At 62.9% G+C, this 19023-nt stretch carries 20 protein-coding genes; 5 read left to right on the top strand and 15 right to left on the bottom strand.

All coding sequences use genetic code 11. The annotated features are described in order from the left end of the window. The first annotated feature begins 381 nt into the window (after positions 1-381). Together C5F53_RS20090 and C5F53_RS06495 are read left to right on the top strand one after the other, a co-directional pair. Positions 382-1050, top strand: a complete 669-nt coding sequence (locus tag C5F53_RS20090; protein ID WP_146097312.1) for a hypothetical protein — start codon at positions 382-384, stop codon at positions 1048-1050. Between the two features lie 91 nt (positions 1051-1141). After that, positions 1142-1504 (top strand): DUF1801 domain-containing protein, encoded by a 363-nt coding sequence (locus tag C5F53_RS06495; RefSeq protein WP_105260563.1) that lies wholly within the window; start codon positions 1142-1144, stop codon positions 1502-1504. Positions 1505-1567: 63 nt separating this feature from the next. On the opposite strand, the gene C5F53_RS06490 is transcribed toward C5F53_RS06495, so the two are convergent. After that, entirely contained in the window at positions 1568-2155 is a 588-nt protein-coding gene (locus C5F53_RS06490; RefSeq protein WP_236635273.1) for a DVUA0089 family protein, read from the bottom strand. A gap of 165 nt (positions 2156-2320) precedes the next feature. On the opposite strand from C5F53_RS06490, the gene C5F53_RS06485 reads away from it, so the two are divergent. After that, positions 2321-2533: a SlyX family protein gene (locus tag C5F53_RS06485; protein WP_105260561.1), complete on the top strand. Its 213-nt coding sequence runs from the start codon at positions 2321-2323 to the stop codon at positions 2531-2533. Positions 2534-2557: 24 nt separating this feature from the next. Further along, positions 2558-3199, top strand: coding sequence for a LysE family translocator (locus C5F53_RS06480; protein WP_105260560.1), 642 nt, complete (start codon positions 2558-2560; stop codon positions 3197-3199). Positions 3200-3242: 43 nt separating this feature from the next. Here the strand turns inward: C5F53_RS06480 and C5F53_RS20670 are convergent, their stop codons facing one another. The 4 genes from C5F53_RS20670 to modA all read right to left on the bottom strand — a co-directional run bounded on the left by C5F53_RS20670 (position 3243) and on the right by modA (position 7539). Further along, positions 3243-4871: a GGDEF domain-containing protein gene (locus C5F53_RS20670; RefSeq protein WP_161499894.1), complete on the bottom strand. Its 1629-nt coding sequence runs from the start codon at positions 4869-4871 to the stop codon at positions 3243-3245. Between the two features lie 117 nt (positions 4872-4988). Further along, positions 4989-6086: a molybdenum ABC transporter ATP-binding protein gene (modC, locus tag C5F53_RS06470; RefSeq protein WP_105260558.1), complete on the bottom strand. Its 1098-nt coding sequence runs from the start codon at positions 6084-6086 to the stop codon at positions 4989-4991. Further along, the gene (modB, locus tag C5F53_RS06465; protein ID WP_105260557.1) at positions 6083-6766 is read right to left on the bottom strand and encodes a molybdate ABC transporter permease subunit; all 684 of its coding nucleotides are present in this window, start codon (positions 6764-6766) and stop codon (positions 6083-6085) included. Before modB ends, modC begins: the two co-directional genes overlap by 4 nt. A gap of 14 nt (positions 6767-6780) precedes the next feature. Continuing rightward, entirely contained in the window at positions 6781-7539 is a 759-nt protein-coding gene (gene modA / locus C5F53_RS06460; protein WP_105260556.1) for a molybdate ABC transporter substrate-binding protein, read from the bottom strand. 53 nt (positions 7540-7592) lie between these two features. Here modA and C5F53_RS06455 point away from each other — a divergent pair, with 53 nt between their 5' ends. Then, positions 7593-8378: a TOBE domain-containing protein gene (locus tag C5F53_RS06455; RefSeq protein ID WP_105260555.1), complete on the top strand. Its 786-nt coding sequence runs from the start codon at positions 7593-7595 to the stop codon at positions 8376-8378. A 65-nt stretch (positions 8379-8443) separates the two neighbouring features. Here C5F53_RS06455 and C5F53_RS06450 read toward each other — a convergent pair whose 3' ends face one another. The 10 genes from C5F53_RS06450 to C5F53_RS06405 all read right to left on the bottom strand — a co-directional run bounded on the left by C5F53_RS06450 (position 8444) and on the right by C5F53_RS06405 (position 18974). Next, a complete protein-coding gene (locus tag C5F53_RS06450; protein WP_105260554.1) occupies positions 8444-9337 on the bottom strand; it encodes an alpha/beta fold hydrolase in 894 nt (297 codons plus the stop codon). After that, a complete protein-coding gene (locus C5F53_RS06445) occupies positions 9334-10407 on the bottom strand; it encodes a branched-chain amino acid ABC transporter permease (protein WP_105260553.1) in 1074 nt (357 codons plus the stop codon). Before C5F53_RS06445 ends, C5F53_RS06450 begins: the two co-directional genes overlap by 4 nt. Positions 10408-10417: 10 nt before the next feature. After that, positions 10418-11401, bottom strand: coding sequence for a branched-chain amino acid ABC transporter permease (locus C5F53_RS06440; protein ID WP_105260552.1), 984 nt, complete (start codon positions 11399-11401; stop codon positions 10418-10420). After that, positions 11398-12123 carry an ABC transporter ATP-binding protein gene (locus tag C5F53_RS06435; RefSeq protein ID WP_105260551.1) on the bottom strand — a complete coding sequence of 242 codons (726 nt, stop codon included), beginning with the start codon at positions 12121-12123 and terminating at the stop codon, positions 11398-11400. Before C5F53_RS06435 ends, C5F53_RS06440 begins: the two co-directional genes overlap by 4 nt. Then, positions 12120-12893: an ABC transporter ATP-binding protein gene (locus C5F53_RS06430; RefSeq protein WP_105260550.1), complete on the bottom strand. Its 774-nt coding sequence runs from the start codon at positions 12891-12893 to the stop codon at positions 12120-12122. The genes C5F53_RS06435 and C5F53_RS06430 overlap by 4 nt, the downstream gene beginning before the upstream one ends. Before the next feature lie 152 nt (positions 12894-13045). Continuing rightward, entirely contained in the window at positions 13046-14245 is a 1200-nt protein-coding gene (locus tag C5F53_RS06425; RefSeq protein WP_105260549.1) for a substrate-binding domain-containing protein, read from the bottom strand. Positions 14246-14406: 161 nt separating this feature from the next. Next, positions 14407-15891 carry a sigma-54-dependent Fis family transcriptional regulator gene (locus C5F53_RS06420; RefSeq protein WP_105260548.1) on the bottom strand — a complete coding sequence of 495 codons (1485 nt, stop codon included), beginning with the start codon at positions 15889-15891 and terminating at the stop codon, positions 14407-14409. 103 nt (positions 15892-15994) lie between these two features. Next, complete coding sequence (locus C5F53_RS06415; RefSeq protein WP_105260953.1) at positions 15995-17503, bottom strand: tripartite tricarboxylate transporter permease; 1509 nt, start codon at positions 17501-17503, stop codon at positions 15995-15997. A gap of 2 nt (positions 17504-17505) precedes the next feature. Next, positions 17506-18015 carry a tripartite tricarboxylate transporter TctB family protein gene (locus tag C5F53_RS06410; protein ID WP_105260547.1) on the bottom strand — a complete coding sequence of 170 codons (510 nt, stop codon included), beginning with the start codon at positions 18013-18015 and terminating at the stop codon, positions 17506-17508. Further along, positions 18015-18974, bottom strand: coding sequence for a tripartite tricarboxylate transporter substrate binding protein (locus C5F53_RS06405; RefSeq protein ID WP_105260546.1), 960 nt, complete (start codon positions 18972-18974; stop codon positions 18015-18017). The genes C5F53_RS06410 and C5F53_RS06405 overlap by 1 nt, the downstream gene beginning before the upstream one ends. Positions 18975-19023 lie beyond the last annotated feature (49 nt).

Below are 19023 nucleotides of genomic sequence, written 5' to 3'. Positions count from 1 at the left end.
CGTGAAATATGCGCAAGCAGCTACTAAACTGATAGCGTATTTGCTTTGCTGACTGCGTGATAGGTGGGCAGAGCTGGGGCTAGGGGCCCCCGCCTCATACTGTCAAACGCCCAGAAATCGGCGGGGGCCCCTAGCCCCAGCTCCGCCGGTGAGTGGGTTGGATTGCGTGGGGGATGAATTCAATTCAGAAGGCAGCGATGTGGTGGGCGCTGACGTTCGTAAATTCACCCGAACGGGGGATATACGACTTATCTCCCTCCCAGCACAATCTCCTTCATACGCAGTGAGGCCATTTACGCAGAGGCTTTGGCAAGTGAAGCCGCTGGTTTGACTTCGCGAATACCCCACCGCAAAAAGTAAAAACTACTCAGGAAGCAACCAATGAAGCCAAGCATCATCCTTGCAATTGCGCTAGCAACGTTATCAAGCCTTCAGATTTCAATGGCCGCGCCAATTCAGGCGCAATTCACCGCAATCGTCACATCCACTTCGCATACAGCTGGGATTCCTCCGATAGGCGCTGGAATCCAAGGTGTGATCACGTTTGACTACGATCCGTCCTCCTATAGCCTTGCAAACGATTGTGGACCCTTCTGCACAAGCTACTTCTATTCAACTTCGCCCCATCATTTCACAGTAAATTTGGGATCATCTGTGATTTCAACGCCATACACAGGGCTTGCTGTTAGTGACAATACGACCTTCCTAGACCCACTCGCTCCTGCAAAGGACGCGATTGATTTCGCAACGAAATCCCAAGGAACTGGATACACCCTTGTTCTCAACGGGCCCTCTTCTTCATTTTCAGGAACTGCGATTCCATCCTTAGCTGTGCTGACGGCGCTTGGGCAAGAAGGCTATTTCTACATAACTTCCCCAACGTTTGACAACCTGCTCACGGCAAGAGTTAACAGCTTCTTTATTTCGTCCGTACCGGAACCATCCGTAGCGTTGCTGCTTGCCTTCGGAATCGCAACTCTTTTAGGAATGAAGTCACTATCAAGGCGCGTTGCTGAACCAAAAAACTATATGGTTCCATTCCCCGCATAAGTTTGATTGCCAGCTAACCCGGTTTTCGAAGACTGGTTTCTAACAATCTAAAACACTGCAATCAGTCGGATGCGCCCTTCATTTACAACCCGTGCCCACAAAATCCGTCCAAACCCTGCTCGAAGACATCCGCCTCGTGAGCGAGGAGCGCTACGCCGTTGTGGAGGCGGTGCGCGCCTTGGTCAAGAAGACCTTCAAGCCCTTTGCCGAAGAGGTGAAGTACGGGGGCGTTCTGTTTGCATCCGAAGTGCAGTTCTGCGGGGTGTTTGCCTATAAGGGGCATGTGTCAGTGGAGTTCAGCCAGGGCGCGCGCATTGATGACGTTTATGGCCACCTGGAAGGTTCTGGCAAGGGGCGCAGGCATCTCAAGCTCGTGTCCATCGAAGACATCACAAGCAAGAAGCTGGTGCTATACCTGCCGCTGGCGCTCAAGGCTTGCCAAGACCCACACTGACGTAGCGACGTGCACACAACAAAAAACCCGCCAAGGCGGGTTTTTTGTTGGAGTGGCAAACGCTCAGGCTTGTTTGGCTTGGCGGCGGCGGGCCCAGCCCAAGACGCCCAAGCCTGCCAGCAGCATAGCGTAGGTTTCGGGTTCGGGCACGGGGGCGGCCACGTCCACACCCGACAGGTGCACGCTGTAGCGGGTGCCCATGTTCACGGTGCTGGCAGGTTGGTCCCAAATAGCCAAGGGGATGGGGGTTTGGCTATCGAACTTGAAGCCTTGCGCCAGCGTGGTGCCATTGGCCCAGTTGTTGTAGGTGGCGATGGTGAACAGGTAGTTGCCAGCGGCCAGGCTGCTGAAGGTCAGGCCGGAGTCAAACTTGGTCAGACCGGGAACGATGGTGGGGTTGTCGTCGTTCTGCTCCACAAGGCTCCAGCCACTGCCAGCTTGCGACCAGACGGCGGTGATGGGGTCGAAGTTCACACCGTCCAGGTAGGAGTCGGTCCAGACCTTGACGTTGGTGGCGTCACTGGCCAGCGAGAAGCTGATTTGCACCACGTCATTGTGGTTGGCAATGTTGCCACTGAAATCGAATTGGGCGGCCTGCGCGCTGGTGGCAAGCAGCATGGCTGCGAGCAGTGCGGTGGGTTTGAATGTCAAAGGAACTCCCTGTTTTGCTGTGCACCGCCGCCAGGGTTTGGTGGGGTGTGCCCGGTCGGGCGTGCGCAGTGTAAGTTCGCCAATTCGTACCCCATTAGCTCCAAAGAACTAACTGAAACAGGTGGAAACAATTTAACGACTCGCGCATGGTGTCCAATAGCGCTTATGGATACTACCGACCGCACCGAACAGCGCCTGACCGAGCTGGAGATCAAGGCCAGCTTTGCCGAAGACGCGCTGGACCAGCTGGACAAAATTATTGTTCGCCAGCAGGAGCAGATCGACTTGCTGGTGCGCGAACTGACACACCTGCGCCAGCAGGCCAGCGAACCGGCTACCGCGCGCAACCTGCGCGACGAGTTGCCACCCCATTACTGAAAACCCAACCCAAGGACAAAACCCATGAGCCTGAATACCTGGTGGCTGTTTGTGATGATGACGTTTGTGGTGTCGGCCACGCCCGGCCCCAATATGCTGCTGGTGATGAGTACCGGTGCACGCCAGGGCCTGCGCGGCGCGGTGACCAGCATGGCGGGTTGCATGACGTCGCTGATGCTGATGCTGAGCCTGTCGGCTGCCGGACTGGGGGCGCTGTTGCAAGCATTCCCGGCCGTGTTTGACGCGCTGCGCCTGGCCGGTGCGGCCTACCTGGCCTACCTGGGCGTGCAGGTGTGGCGCAGCCCGGTGCAGGAGAGCAACCCTTCGGATGGCGCAGCCCAAGGCAGCAACCTGGGTGCGACGCTGAGCAGCTGGGCGCTGTACCGCCAGGGTGCGCTGGTGGCGGCCAGCAACCCCAAGGCCATTTTGTTTGCCGCGGCCTTCTTTCCCCAATTTTTGAACCCGGCGCTACCCCAGTTGCCGCAGTTTGGCATTTTGCTGGGCACCTTTGCGGTGGTGGAGGTGAGCTGGTACTTTGTCTACGCCGCCAGTGGCAAGCAGTTGGCGCGTTACCTGCAGCGGGCCAGTGTGATGCGGGCCTTCAACCGGCTAACGGGTGGGGTGTTTGTAGGTTTTGCCGCACTGATGGCGGGCGCCAAGAGCTAAAACGCTATCAATTCGGGAGCTGCTTGCGCAGCCTCCATAAGGGCTAACCCAGGCTTTGATGCCTGGTGTCTTTTTCGACATACATGCCCACGTCGCAGCGGTGCAGCCAGCTGCGCAGGCTGTCACCGCTTTGTGCACCGGCCAGGCCCACACTCACACTCACGCTGAGCCCAGGGCGCAGACGCTCCCAGGGGTGGGATGCCACGACATCCTGAATGCGCTGCGCCAGGCCATGGGCCGCCGCTTCTTCCACATGCGCAAAAGCCACCACAAATTCATCGCCCCCCAGGCGCACGGGCACATCCCCCTCGCGCACAAAGCTGCGCAGAATCTGCGCCAGCTCCTGCAGCACAGCGTCGCCCACCTGGTGGGAAAACCGATCGTTGATGCGTTTGAAGTAGTCCACATCCACAAAGGCCATGGCAGGCGATAGACCGCGCTCGCTGCCCTTGCGCAGCAGGTCGGGCACCATGCGTTCCAGGTAGCGGCGGTTAAACAGGCCGGTGAGCGCGTCTTCCATCGCCAACTGCTCCAGCTGCTGTGCTTGCTGGGCCAGACGGCGTGCCGTGGCGCGGCTGGCGCGGGCCTGCAGTTGCCATTCAATACGCTCCTCGCGCTGCTGCAGTGCGGCGTGGCGCAGGTCGTTTTCGCGCTGCTTCAGGGCACGCAGCTGCACCTGCGAAGCACGCTCTTTGCCCTGGGCGGTCAGTATCTGGGCCAGCAGCAAATAGGCAATGCTCACCATGTGCTCGTTGTCGATGGACATGGCCAGTTGCATCATGCGGTGGCAGTGGTATTCGGCCAGTTGCCAGTCTCGGGCGGCCCAGGCAATCTCGGCCCGCAACCACAGCTCCATCAGCGTGACCGAGGGGTTGGCGTCGCCCCGGGTTTCTGCGGCCTGGGCAAAGTCGGCATGGCTTTGTGCGGTGGCCAGGTCGCCCAGCCAGCAGGCTTCAAAACCGTCGCTCAGGCCCAGCAAGGCCTGGGTTTTGAGATAAGCCCCCTGGAACACCAGCAGATTGGGCGCCGCCTGGGTGGTACGCACGCTGGCGCGGCGCAGCTTGCCCAGCCGCTCCAGGCAAGCAAACTGGCCCTGGTAATACCGGTCAAAAAAGCAGCGACTGACCTCCATGGCACGCTGATTAACGCGTGGCAAATAGGCTTCCATCCAGTGGCCGTTGTCTTCCAACAGCCCAATGGCGGTGCGGAAGGCGGCATCGGCCCGGTCGAAGCTGCCACCACAGGCGTAGGCCACGCCCAGGTAGTTGTATGAGAGCGCTTGCGAGAGCGAGGGCGCATCGGCATTAAGCTTGAGGCCCAGCAAGGCGGCTTCCACGCCCTCTTCGCTATGGCCCATCACGCTCAGGGTGTGCGACAGGGTGGCCAGGGCCTCGGCCTCGCCCCGGGTGTCCTCGCACATCTGGAACAGGGTGGCCGCGCGCTGCGCAGTTTCTTGGGCGCGCCGAAAGCGCGACACCATGCGGTCCGCCTGGGACAAGGCCAGCAGGGAGCGCGCCTCGGTCGGCAGGTCGTGCGCGGCTTGCGCACGGGCCAGAGCCGATTTAGCCAGCACCAGGCTGTGGGCCACATCCCCGTGTTTCAGCGCCAGCTGGGCTTGGTGCAGCACCTGCATCACAGGCACAGAAGAGTCGGGGGGCGCGTAAGCGAGCATAAGAGGGGCTAAATTCGTGCTGCAGTGCATCAAAAAAGAATGCACCAGCGTAGCCCCGTCAATCGCCCCTGTCACTCCCCCAAACGGGTGAATTTGGGGCTGTTTTTCACAAAAAACTCAGTTGGCCAAGGCCAGCGCCTTGACCTGGGCCCACACCGGCTGCCCCACCGCCAGCCCCAGCGTGTGCACCGAGCGCCGGGTCACCCGCGCCAGCAGGCGGTCCGGGCCACAACCCAGCTGCACCAGCGCCTGCGCGGGGTGGCTGTCGTCGGCGATGGCCAGCACCGTGCAGGGCAACACGTTCTGGATGCTGGTGTGCGCCGGCTCTTGGGTGGCCAGGCTCACATCGCGCGCCAGCACACGCAAGCGTACGGCCGTGCCCACGGCCAGCCCGGCGTCTGTCAGCCACAGGCTGCCGCCGGCAAATTCCAGCCGGGCCAGGTGCCAGGCCGCATCCACCTGCGCCACCCGGGCGTGCAGCAGGCTTGAGGCTTCGTCCCCCAGACCCAGGGGCACGTCCACCTGCGCCAGCACCTGGGCGGCCGGGCCGCTGGCCTGCACGCGCCCCTGCGCCAGCACCACCAGGGTGTCGGCCAGGCGCACCACCTCGTCCACCGAATGGGTGACATACAGCATGGGGATGTGCAGTTCGTCGCGCAGCCGCTCCAGCCAGGGCAAGACATCCTGGCGGCGCGCCGGGTCCAGCGCGGCCAGGGGTTCGTCCAGCAGCAGCAGCTCGGGCTGGGTGGCCAGTGCGCGGGCAATGGCCACGCGCTGGCGTTCGCCACCCGACAGATCGGCGGTCTGGCGCGCCAGCAGCGGTGCCAGACCCAGCAGGTCGATGGCGGTCTCCAGCGCCAGCAGGGCCTGGTGGCGGCTGCTGGCCTTGGCGGCGCGTTTTTGGGCATAGGCCAGATTGCCGCGCACATCCAGGTGCGCCAGCAGGCTGGCCTCCTGGAACACATAACCCACCGGGCGGCGCCAGGCCGGTAGCGTGATGCCCTGGCCATCGTCTTGCCAGACTTGGCCATGAATATTGATGTGCGCCTGGGCCGCCTGCTCCAACCCGGCCACACAACGCAACACCGTGGTTTTGCCCGACCCCGAGGCGCCAAACAACACGGTGATGCCACGTGCGGGCAAAGCCAGGTCCACCTCCAGCGTGAAGCCGGTGCGTGGCAGGCGCAGGCGAATCTGGTTGGGTGCGGTGCTCATGGGCGCAGCCTGCTACCGCGCGGGTTGAGCCAACCCAGGCCCAGCAGCACCACAAACGAAAACACCACCATGCCGCCAGACAACCAGTGTGCCTGCGTGTACTGCAGGGCTTCCACATGGCCGTAGATCTGGGTGGAGACCACACGGGTTTTGTCGGGAATATTGCCGCCCAGCATGAGCACCACCCCAAACTCCCCCACGGTGTGCGCAAAACTCAGCACCGCCGCGGTCACAAAACCCGGGCGCGCCAGCGGTACGGCCACGGTGAGGAATGCATCGAGTGGGCTGGCCCGCAAAGTAGCCGCCACCTCCATGGGGCGCGTGCCCATGGACTCAAACGCATGCTGCAAGGGCTGCACGGCAAAGGGCAGCGAATACACCACCGAGCCCAGCACCAGCCCCGCAAAGGTGAACGGCAACAGCCCCCAGCCCAGCGCCTGGGTCAGTTGCCCCAACGGCCCTTGCGGCCCCAGGCTCACCAGCAAATAAAAACCCAGCACCGTGGGCGGCAGCACCAGCGGCAGCGCCACCACGGCGCCCACCGGCCCGCGCCAGCGCGAGGCCGTGTGCGCCAACCACCAAGCCAGCGGAGTGGCCAGCAACAGCAGCAACACGGTGGTCACGCTGGCCAGCCGCAGAGTCAGCCAGATGGCGCCAAGGTCGTCAGGACTCAGGGGCATACGCGCTTACCAATTCAGACTTCGTAACCAAAGCTGCGGATCAGTGCCTTGGCTGCATCACTGCGCAAAAAAGCCATGAAGGCGGCCGCGGCGGCGTTGTTTTTACCCGCGTTCAACACGATGGCATCCTGGCGCAGCGGACTGTGCAGGTGGGCGGGCACCACCCAGGCCGAGCCCTCGGCCACCTTGCCCTCCACCATCACCTGCGACAGCGCCACAAACCCCAGCGCTGCGTTGCCGCTGAACACAAACTGGTACGCCTGCCCAATGCTTTCGCCCTGCACCAGCTTCGGTTGCAGGCTGGCGGTCAGGCCCAACTTGGCCATCACATCCACCGCCGCCGCACCATAGGGGGCGAGCTTGGGGTCGGCCAGCGCCAGGTGATTAAACCGGCCACTGCGCAACACCTCCCCCTTGTCGTCCACCACCCCGGCCTGGCGGCTCCACAACACCAGGCGGCCGGTGGCATAGGTGAACTGCGAGGCCGCCACGCCCGCGCCCTCTTTGCCCAGGCGCGTGGGGGTTTCGTCATCGGCCGACAGCAGCACGTGAAAGGGCGCGCCGTTTTTGATCTGTGCATACAACTTGCCGGTGGAGCCCACCACCACGGTGGCCTTGTGGCCGGTGGCCGCGGCAAAGGCAGCGGCAATTTTTTGCACTGGCGCGCTGAAGTTGGCAGCTACGGCGACGGTGACTTCTTCGGCATGCAGGGCACTGCTGGTCAGCACAACCAGTGCACCCACCCAACGCAACACTTTTTGCAAAGAGTTCATAGAAACCATAGAAACATCGCTATTCCAAAAAAGGATAGCGTAGCATAGCCTGTATGACACCTCCCCCCCCTTTGAGCCACGCCGGACTGGCCGGTGCGCTGGGCCACGAGGCCGCTGACAAGCGGCTGGACATCCTGCGCCGCATTGGCCAGGTGGGCTCCATTTCTGAAGCCGCGCGCGGCGCTGACGTGAGTTACAAGGCCGCCTGGCAGGCCATCGACACGCTGACCAACCTGGCCGGTGCCCCGCTGGTGGAACGCACCGTGGGCGGCAGCGGCGGCGGCGGCGCGCAACTCACGGCCACCGGCCTGCAGCTGCTGGACGCGGCCGACACCCTGGCCACGCTGCGCCAACAAGCGCTGGCCCAGGTCGCCCAACGCCATGCCCCGGCAGACGGGGTGGCGCCCCGCCTGGCGGCCTTAAGCCTGCGCACCAGCATGCGCAACCAGCTGCCTTGCCAGGTGGTGGCGCTGCAGCGCGCCGGGCGGGCCATGCAGGTGCGCCTGCGCCTCAGCGATGGCAGCACGCTGGTCTCGCGCATCACGCGCGAAAGTGCGGAGTTGCTGGACTTGGCAGTGGGCAGCGAGGTGCTGGCGCTGGCCAAGGCCACTGCGGTGGCGGTGCTGGCGGCCCCGGCGAATGGCTCTGCGCTACCCAACCGCTTACACGGCACGGTGGCGCGGCTGGCGCGCTCCACATCGGGGGACGAAGTGGTGCTCACGCTGGCCTGCGGGCTGCAGATGGTCGGCTTTAGCGCGCCGGGCCTGCAGCTCAAAGTGGGCCAGGCCGCCGTGGTGGTGTTTGACGATGCTGCGGTGGTGCTGGCCATCGGCGGCTAACTATAAACGCTCCTATTTCAGGAGCTGTTCGCGCAATATCCACGCGGGCTAGTGCCCTATTTGGCTTAAATTTTGGCGGCTGCAGCCTGCGCCGCGTCAATGAAATTGGACACCAGCGAGAGCTGCGCGGGCACGTTCAGCGCTGGTGCGTGGCCGCAGCCCGGTACCTCTATCAGTTGCAGGCGCCCTACCGCTCCCGGCCCCCGTGTGGTCATGGTTTTGACCGTCTCTGGCAGCACCAAATCCGACTCGGTACCACGCAGGCACAGCACAGGCACCTGGATCTGGTCGTAGTGGTCCCAGATGCGGTAGTCGTCCGGGTGGGCGGTGAATTGCTGCACCATGGCCGGGTCGTAATGCGGGGTCACGCGGCCATCGGGCAGACGGCGCGTGGAGGTTTCGGTCAGGTGGCGCCATTGCGCATCGCTGAGCCAGCCGTAGGGCTGGTAGACCTGCCGAAAGAAAGCTTCCAGCTCCAGCACCGTGTCAAACGCCGGCGGGTTGCCCGCGTAGGCACGGATACGGTCGATGGCCGCACTGGCCAGCTCGGGCGCATTGTCATTGAGCGTGAGGCTCACGATGCGACTTTGCAGTTGCGGCTCGATCAGCCCCCCTGCGCACACCGTGCCAATGGCGCCGCCCATGGATGTGCCCACCCAATGGGCACGTTCAATTTTTAGCGCGTTAAACAGGTCGGCCGCCATGCGCGCGTAAAACGCCAGGCAGTACTCCTGCGCCGGCTTGCTGCTCCACTGGCTCAGGCCGCGGCCCAGGGTGTCGGGGCAGATGACACGGTAACGCGGGCTCAGGTGCCGGGCCAGCTCGTCCATGTCACGCCCGGTGCGCGCCAGGCCATGCCAGGCGATCACCACAGGGGCATCAGCTGCGCCCCATTCGGTGGTGTGCAGTTCGTAACCCGCGCAGCGCAGGTAATGGGAGGTGGGCACTGCGGTGCTCATGCCTTGCTCCCCAGGCTGGCGGCCCGCAGGCGCCCCACCACGCCAGTGGGGAAGTAATAGACCGACAACACAAACAACACGCCCAGCCACAACAACCAGCGGTCGGGCGACAGCAGGGCCGACAGCCAGGGCAAACTCGCCGCCGCCTCGCTGCCCACCCGCAGCAGATCCTGCAGATAACTTTGCGCCACCAGGAACAACACCGCACCGACGATGGAGCCATAGAGCGTTCCCATGCCACCAATGACCACGATGAGCAACACGTCCATCATGATCTCGAAGGACAGCGAGGTGTCCGGTCCGTTGTAACGCAGCCAAAGCGCCAGCATGGCGCCGGCCAGCGTGGCAAACAGGGCCGAGAGGATGCTGGAGATGGTGCGGTACACCACCACGCGGTAACCAATCGCCTCGGCGCGGAACTCGTTCTCGCGGATGGCCTGCAACACACGGCCAAACGGTGAATTGACGATGCGCAGCAGCGCGAGGAACAGCACCGCGGCCACGGTAAACAGCAGGTAAAAACACAGCAAACGGCCATCGAGCGAGGCACCCAGAAACGGGGTTTCGCTGAACTCGAAACTGGGTGACAACACCGCCGGCACCTTGAAGGTCAAGCCGTCTTCGCCGCCCGTGAACTCATGCAGCTGCGAGGCCAGCGTGAGAAAGGCCGACGCCACGGCCAGCGTGATCATGGCAAAGAAGATGGCCCGCACGCGCAGCGAAAACAGGCCGATGAGCCAGGCCAGCAGCAGCGACACGATGAGTGATGCCCCCAGGCCCACGCCCAGCGCGCTCCAGGTGGCACCCAGGCGTGTGGTGGCAATGGCAATGCCGTAGGCGCCAATGCCAAAAAACATGGTGTGCGCAAAACTCACGATGCCGGTGTAGCCCAAGAGCAGGTCAAAGCTGGCCACCAGCACGATAAACACCAGCACCTTGGCCGCCACGTTGAGCGCTTTGACGCCCGGGAAGAGAAACGGTGTGAACGCCAGTGCGAGCACCAGCGCGGCCAGGATCAGCGCGAGCCAGCGGCTGCGTGGCAGGTCGTTGGAAAGAATGCGTTTGAACATATCTATTCCCTTACCGGTTGGCGACCGGATAGACGCCTTGCGGACGCCACAGGAGGATGGCGACCATGAGTGCGATGTTGGAAAACAGCGCCACCTTGGGGACCAGAAAACCGGTGTAGTTGGCCATCAGGCCCACCAGCAAGGCACCGATGAGCGCACCACCCGTGGAACCCAGGCCGCCGATGATGATGACGATGAAGATCAGCACATTGACCTGCGCGCCCATCTGCGGCGTCACGGTCTGCTGGTACAGGCCCCACATCACACCGCCCAGGCCGGCCAGTGCGCTACCCACCACAAACACACCGATGAACAAGCGCTTGATGCGGTAGCCCAGGCTCTCCACCATCTCGCGGTCCTGCACCCCGGCGCGGATCAGCAGGCCGATCTTGGTACGGCCCAGCACCCAGGCCAACGCGGCAAACACCACCAGCCCCACCACCACGGCCATGAGGCGGTATTTCTCGATGGCCGCGTCACCCAGCAGCACGGCACCACGCATGCCCTCGGGCAGCGGTAGCGCAATCTGTGCGGGGCCCCAGACGACCTTGATCAACTCCTCACCAATGATCATGCCGCCCATGGTGATGAGGATTTGCTTCAGGTGCTGGCCGTACACGGGCCGCACAATAAACCGCTCGAACGCCAGGCCCAAGGCGCCCGCCACCGCCATGGCCACCAGCATGGCTGGAAACACGGCCACCAGGTTGCGCCACAGCTCTGGTGAGCCGGTCCAATCGCCCATGGTGCCCATCACCGTGGTGGCCACAAAAGCCCCCAGCGCGATGAACACACCGTGGCCAAAGTTCAGCACGTCCATCAAGCCAAACACCAGCGTGAGGCCGGAGGCGATGATGAACACGATCATGCCCATGGCCAGACCGGCCACGGTGAGCGTGAGCCAGGTGCTGGGCGAGCCCACCAGCGGCAAAGCGAGTACGGCCAGCAGCGGCACCAGGGCCAGCGGCTTCCAGTCAAAGTCGAGTGTTTTCATAGTGACAACCCCAGCAGCGTGCGCTGCAGTGCTTCGTCTTCGGCCAGCGCCTGCATGGCACCGGCGTGCACCACGCGGCCATCGTCCATCACCGCCACATGGTCGCCCAGGCGTTTGGCGAAGCTGATGTTTTGTTCCACCAACAAAATGGTGGTGCCGGTCTGCTTGAGCTGGGCAAACGCGTCGATCATGTTGTTGATGATGGCCGGCGCCAAGCCCTTGCTGGGCTCGTCCACGATGAGCAGTTGACGCGGCTCCACAATCGCGCGGGCTACGGCCAGCATCTGCTTTTGGCCGCCCGAGAGCTTGCCCGCTGGGTGGTTCCAGAATTTCTCCACCGCGGGGAACAGCGAGAAGATCCACTTCAACCGCTCAGCATCGATGTGCTGTGCGCGCTTGGCTTTGCGCGCCGCCAGCAGCATGTTTTCCTGCACGGTCAGGTCGGCAAAGATGCCCATGTTTTCGGGCACATAGGCAATGTCCAGGCCCGCAATCTGTGGGGTCTCGGTGGCGGTGATGTCTTTACCGTCAAACACCACACGGCCCTGGCTCGCGTGCCACAGGCCCATGATGGTGCGCAGCGTGGTGGTCTTGCCCGCACCGTTGCGCCCCAGCAGCATGGTGAGCTGGCCACGCGGCACAGCCAGGTCCACGCCGTGCAGGATGTGGTACGCGCCGATATGGGTGTGCACGCCCTCCAGCGTCAACAGGTTGTCGCTCATGCAGCCTCCTTGTCAGCAGGGGCCACGCCCAGGTACGCCTGTTGCACCACGGGTGACGCGATCACCTCAGTTGGGTCTCCATCGGCCACCAGCGTACCGTTGTGCAGCACGATGATGCGGTCCGCCAGTTCACGCACCACGTCCATCTTGTGCTCCACCAACAGGATGATCTTGGTAGGGTCTTGCTTGAGCGCGCGGATCAGGTTCAGGATCACGGGCGCCTCGTCGGCGCTCATGCCGGCGGTGGGTTCGTCGAACATATACACATCGGGGTCCAGCGCCATCAACAGCGCCACTTCGAGCTTGCGCTGGTCACCATGCGGCAGGCTGGCCACGGTGGCGTCCTGCTTGTCGTGCAAGGCCACGCTCTGCAGGATCTGCTGCGCACGTTCGGTCAACGCGCGGTGGTCGCTCCAGATGCTCCAAAGGTTCAGGCCGCGCAGGTGCTTGCCTTCCTTCGTCGCCTGCACCGCCAGCCGCACGTTCTCCAGCACGCTGAGGTTGGGGAACAGGTTGGTGAGCTGGAACGCCCGCCCCAGCCCGGCCCGCGTGCGTGCCGAGGGGCTGAGCGACGACAGGTTGGCCCCGTTCAGATACACCCGGCCCTGCGTGGCCTGCAACTGGCCCGATATCAGGTTGAAGTACGTGGTTTTGCCCGCGCCATTGGGGCCGACGATGGCGGTCAAGGTGCCAGGCAGGAAATTGCAGCTGACAGCATTCACCGCCACGTGGCCGCCAAAGCGGATCGTGAGGTCTTTGGTTTCAAGCATATAAGAGGCTCCCAAAAGAATGGGAACGGTGTAGCGGGCAGTTGTCAGGCAAGGCGCACGGAGCGCAGGAACCGGAACGTACTTCGGTACGTGAGGATTCCGAGCACCGCGCAACGCCGCATGGCGACTGCACGGTAGCCGGGCACATTCTTTTAGCGCTGGTTACGAATCGGAACGGCCATCTCTTCGGCCTTGATCTCGCGGATCAGCTCAGGCACACCCCAGGCAAAGGCCGGGTCCACCTTGATCTTGAAGTGGTACATGCTTTGCATGGCCTGGTGGTCTTCCTTGCGGAAGGTCATCTTGCCCTTGGGCGTGTCAAAGCTCATGCCTTCCATGGTCTTGATCAGCGTGTTGGCGCTGGTGTCGCCGTTGCTGGCTTTCAGTGCGGTCACCACGGCCATGGCGGCCGAGAAACCACCGGCGGTGAAGAAGTCCGGCGGTGCCTTGAACTGGCTGTAGTGGCGCGCCACCATGGCTTCGTTCACCGGATTCTTGGGCATGCCAAAGTAGTAATAGGCCGCACCTTCCATGCCAGGGAACTGCTTGTAAGCGACCATGGCGGGCAGGATGTTGCCGCCAGTTGCAATCTCGATGCCATGGCGCTTGAGGTCCATGTCGGCGATCTTGAAGGGGTTGCCACCGGCCCAGATGATGAAGATCACCTTGCGGCCGGGTTGGTCCTTGAGTTTGTCGATAAGGCGCTGGCCACCGGCGGTGAAGTCGGTGGTGGCGGGCGGCAGGTACTCCTCGTGCACCAGCTTGGCTTTCTTGATGGCTTCACGGAAGGCCTTGACGCCATCGCGGCCAAAGGCGCTGTCCTGCGCCATGGTGGCAATGGTCACGCCGGCCTTGTCCAGCGCCACGGCGTTGGCAATCGCGTCCTGGCTGCTGTTGCGGCCGGTGCGAAAGATGTACTTGTTCCACTTGTCACCGGTGATGGAGTCGGCCACTGCGGGCTCGACCACCAGAATCTTTTTGTATTCCTCGGCCACAGGCAACATGGCCAGCGCCACGGGCGATGCGGTGGGGCCCACGGCCAGGTCCACCTTGTCGTCCCCATAGGCGGCGGCCAGCAGGCTCTTGCCCTGGTCGGGCTTGCCCTGGTCGTCTTTCTCGATCACGGTGATCTTCTTGCCCGCCACCATCATGGTGCCGCCAGTGGCGTAGTCCAGGCCCATCATGAAGCCGGTCTGGGTCTGCTTGCCATAGGCTTCCAGCGGGCCGGTCTTGCTGTAGATATGGGCGATCTTGATCTCTTTGGACTGCGCGAGCGCAGTGCCGGAAATCAGCGCAGCGCAAAGGCTGGCGGCAAAAAGCGTGGCCTGGGTGGCCCAGCGGCTTGGGTGCATGTCTGTCTCCTTTTATTGTGGTTTGACATGCAGCAATTTGCACATTACGTGCCATCACGCAAGTGCTTGATTTCACTTAAGATTTTTTGGAGTCGCCTGAAACAAGAGTTTAATATGACTGATATCTAGACATTAAATATGTCTAGATATCAGACTCATGTCTATTTTTCAGACAATTCAAGTCGTGCGTACAAGGTGGCACGCGAGATACCCAAGGCCTTGGCCACGGCCGCTTTATTGCCCCCCAGGGTCACCATAGCATCGCGAATGGCCCGAGCCTCCAAGGCGGCCACCTGCTCCGCCAGCGGGCGTACCGGCACCGCAATAGTGGTCTCCACGGACACCGCCTCTGTGCGCAGGGGCGCTGCCTGCAGTGGCTGCACGCCCGATTCGCTGAGTACCAGCGAAAACACCTCGGCTTCGACCCGCACCGACTCACTGCGCATCACCGCCTGCTCCAGCACATTGCGTAGCTCGCGGATGTTGCCGGGCCAGGGCTGGGCTTCCAGCAAAGCCAGGGCTTCGGGGGAGAGCTCGGGCGGTGGCAGGCCACTGCGCAGGGCCACGTCTTCCCCCAGCACCTCCAAGAGCGCGGCAATGTCAGCCCGCCGCTCGCGCAGCGCCGGGACGCGGATGGGCAACACATTGAGGCGGTAAAACAAATCTTCGCGGAACGTGCCCGCACGCACCAGGCCCGCCAAGTCGCGCGAGGTGGCGGCAATCACGCGCACATTCACCGGCAGCAGTTTGTTGGAGCCCAGGGGCTCAATCTCGCCCTCTTGCAAGGCGCGCAGCAGCTTGCTTTGCAGGGCCTGCGGCATGTCACCAATTTCGTCCAGAAACAGTGTGCCGCCATCTGCCAGACGGAACTTGCCATCGCGCCCCTTGCGGTCGGCCCCAGTAAAGGCACCCGGCGCGTAGCCAAAAAACTCGGCCTCCAGCAGGGTCTCGGGCACGGCGGCAATGTTGACGCTGATGAAGGGGCCGCGTGCCCGGCTGGACGCGGCATGGATGGCGTGGGCCAGCAGCTCCTTGCCGGTACCGGTTTCGCCCAGCAGCAGCACCGGGCTGCTGGACAGCGCAGCGCGGCGCGCATGGCGCTTGACCTCCACCGCCGCAGGACTCAGGCCGACAAAACTGGCAAAGGTGTATTTGGACTGGCGCTGCCCCGGCGCCTGCAAGCGCTGGGTGGCCAGCTCGCGCCGGGCGTCGTCCAGGTCGCGCTGCAGCAGCGAGAACTTGTCGATCAGCGGCTGTAGCGTAGTTTCGGCATGGTCAAACAGCACAATGCCCAAGGCACCAATCACCTGGCCCGCAGCATCACGCAGCGGAATACGGCTGACCACAAAGGTGCCAGCGCGGTTGGTCAGCAGGTCAATCAGGATGGGCTTACCGGTCTCCAGCACCTGGTGCATCTGGGTGTTGTGCACCACCATCGAGACGGGATGGCCGACAAAGTCTTCCTCACGCTCGAAACCCAGGGCCGGCAAGAAGCGTTTGTACTGCTCGTTGATCCACACCACGCGGGCCTGGCGGTCCACCAGCATCATGCCTTCACTGGCGCTGGAGAACAGCGCAAACATGGAGCGCGCTGCCAGCTCCAGGATGCTATGGGCGTCGCGCGGCAGGGAGTCGGGGGTCAGCATGCGGCAATGTTAACGCAGGAACAGCCCCTGAACCGCTATGAATTCAGGAGCTGTTCGCGCATATTCCATAGGCCTTAGAGGCCTATTTCATGCCAAATCGTGGTCAGGCAATGGCTTCGATGTTTTTGCGCGACATGCGCTTGAACACACGTGGCAAGACCAGCACGGCCACCACCACCACCAGCAAGGTCACCGACATAGGCCGCTGCAGGAACACCATGGCACTACCTTCACCAATCGACATGGCGTTGCGCAACTGCGCCTCGGCCAAGGGGCCCAGGATCATGCCCACAATCACCGGTGCGGTGGGGAAGTTGAAGCGCCGCATGACCAGGCCCAACACGCCAATGCCGTACAGCAGGAACAGGTCAAACGCGCTCTGGCGCATGCCGTAAGTGCCCACGGTGGCAAAAATCAGAATGCCGGCGTAGAGCTGCGCCTTGGGCACCTTGAGCAGCTTGACCCACAGGCCCACCAGCGGCAGGTTCAGCACCAGCAGCATGAGGTTGCCAATGTAGAGCGAGGCAATCAGCGCCCACACCAAAGCCGACGAGCTGCTGAACAGCTGCGGGCCGGGCTGGATGCCGTAATTCTGGAACGCGCCCAGCAGCACCGCCGTGGTGTTGGAGACCGGAATGCCCAGCGTCAGCAGCGGGATCAGCGCGGTGGTCACCGTGGCGTTGTTGGCGGCCTCGGGGCCGGCCACGCCTTCGATCGCACCCTTGGTGCCGAACTCGGCCAGGTGTTCGGGCTTGGCCAGCTTTTTCTCGGTGGCGTAACTCAGGAAAGTGGGGATCTCGGTGCCGCCCGCAGGGATGCAACCAAACGGTGCCCCAATCGCGCTGCCGCGAATCCAGGCCGGGATGGAGCGCTTCCAGTCCGAGCGCGTCATGGTCACGCGGCTCATCTTGTTCTCGGTCTCTACCACTTTGCCTTCAAACAGCACGGCGTGCAGCGCCTCGGCCACCGCAAACAGGCCCACCGCCACCAGCACAATTTCCACACCGTCCAGCAGCTCGGGGGTGTTGCCGGTGTAACGCGCCTGACCAGTGATCTGGTCCATGCCAATCAGGCCTACCGCCAGACCGATGAACAAGGCCGTCAGCCCGCGCAGGGTGCTTTGGCCCAGCACCGCACTCACGGTGGTGAAGGCCAGCAGCATCAGGCAAAAGTATTCGGGCGGGCCGAGCTTGACGGCGTATTCGGCCACCAGCGGCGCAAACAAGGTCACCACGATGGTGGCAATGGTGCCCGCCACAAACGAGCCAATGGCGGCCGAGGCCAGCGCCGCACCGGCGCGGCCGCTTTTGGCCATTTTGTTGCCCTCCATAGCCGTGACCATGCTGGAGGTTTCACCGGGCGTGTTGAGCAGGATGGAGGTGGTGGAGCCACCGTACATCGCGCCGTAATAAATACCGGCAAAAAAGATCATGGAGGCCGTGGCCTCCACCTGGGTGGTGATGGGCAGCAACATGGCCACCGCGGTGGCCGGGCCAATGCCGGGCAACACGCCCACAGCGGTGCCTAGTGCGCAGCCCACAAAGGCCCACAACAAATTGACCGGCGTACCCGCCGTCATAAAACCTTGAAGGAGTTGGTTCCAGATATCCATCATCACAGCCACCCGCTTTGCGTCAAACCTGGCAAGCTGATGGCCAGAAACTTGGTAAACATCCAGTACACCGGTGCAGCAATGAGCACGCCCACCACCGCGTCCAGCAGCCAAGTGCGTGCGCCCCCGGCGGGCTGCCCCTGCGACATGCGCACGCCCCGCGCGGCCAGCACAAAACACAAGGTGCAGCTCAAGATGAAGCCGATGGTGGTGATCAAAGCGCCATTAACCAGCAGGCCGGCCGACATCCAGACAAAACCCAACCAATAAGGTGGCGCCTCATCGTCGGCAGCATCCAGATCCCGAAAACCGCCGGAGCGGGCCTCCCACAACAGGAAGCCGCCACACAGCAGCAAGGCCACAGACACCACCCACGGCAAAAAGTCGGGGCCCACGCCCGCGTAACCTGCCTCCGAGGGGATGACCCAGGCTCCCGAGGCCAGGCCCAGCGCGAGCAAGAGCACGCCCAGGGCCAGCGCCGTTTGCTGGCGCACTTTGATCACCGCACGCATCACAACATGCCGGCCAGGTGCATCACGCCGCGCAGGCTGGAGAACTCGTTGTCCACAAATTCATCAAACGCCTTGCCGGTCAACACGGCGGGGGTCCAGCCGTTCTTTTCCAGCGACTCGGCCCAGGACTTGGACTTGGTGGCCTTGACCACCATCTCGGTCAGCGCAGCGCGCTGCTCGGCCGTGATGCCAGGGGCACCGTAGACCGCGCGCCAGTTGCCCAGCACCACGTCAAAACCCTGCTCACGCATGGTGGGCACATTGATGTTGGGCAGGCGTTTTTCGGATGTCACGCCAATCGCGCGCATCTTGCCGGCCGTGATGTATTCGGCAAACTCGCTGTAGCCGCTGCCGCCCACGGTGACGTTGCCACCCAGAATGGCCGCTGTGGCTTCGCCGCCGCCACGGAAGGCCACATAGTTCACCTTCTTGGGGTCCACACCCACCTTGCCCGCCAGCATGGAGGCACAGATGTGTTCTGTGGAACCACGCGAACCGCCGCCCCACTTCACGCTACCAGGGTCTTTTTGCATCTGGGCGACCACGTCTTTCATGGTCTTGAGCGGAGAGTCGGCCGGCACCACAAACACGTTGTATTCGCTGGTGATGCGCGCAATGGGTGTTGCCTTGTCCAGGGACACAGCGGGCTTGCCGGTGATGATGCCGCCCACCATCACGGCGCCGGTGATCAGCATGGCATTGGGGTCACCCTTGGCGGCGTTGACAAACTGGGCCAAGCCGATCACGCCGGCTGCACCGCCCTTGTTTTCGTACTGCACCGTGTCGGCCGCTTTGGCATCAATCAGGGCTTTGCCCAGGGCGCGGCCAGTGCCGTCCCAGCCACCGCCGGGATTGGCGGGGATCATCATCTTCAGGTTGGCAGCGGCACGGGCCGACAGGGGCAAGGCACCGGCTGCGGCCAAAACGGCCATGGACTTCAGAAAGGTATCGCGACGCATGGGATGTCTCCTAGGGTTGAATGCAGGCCCTATGATGCGAGCCCAGCCT

Source organism: Rhodoferax sp. TS-BS-61-7 (assembly GCF_002943465.1).
Classification (GTDB): Bacteria; Pseudomonadota; Gammaproteobacteria; order Burkholderiales; family Burkholderiaceae_C; genus Allorhodoferax.
This window is presented reverse-complemented; position numbering and strand designations above follow the sequence as displayed.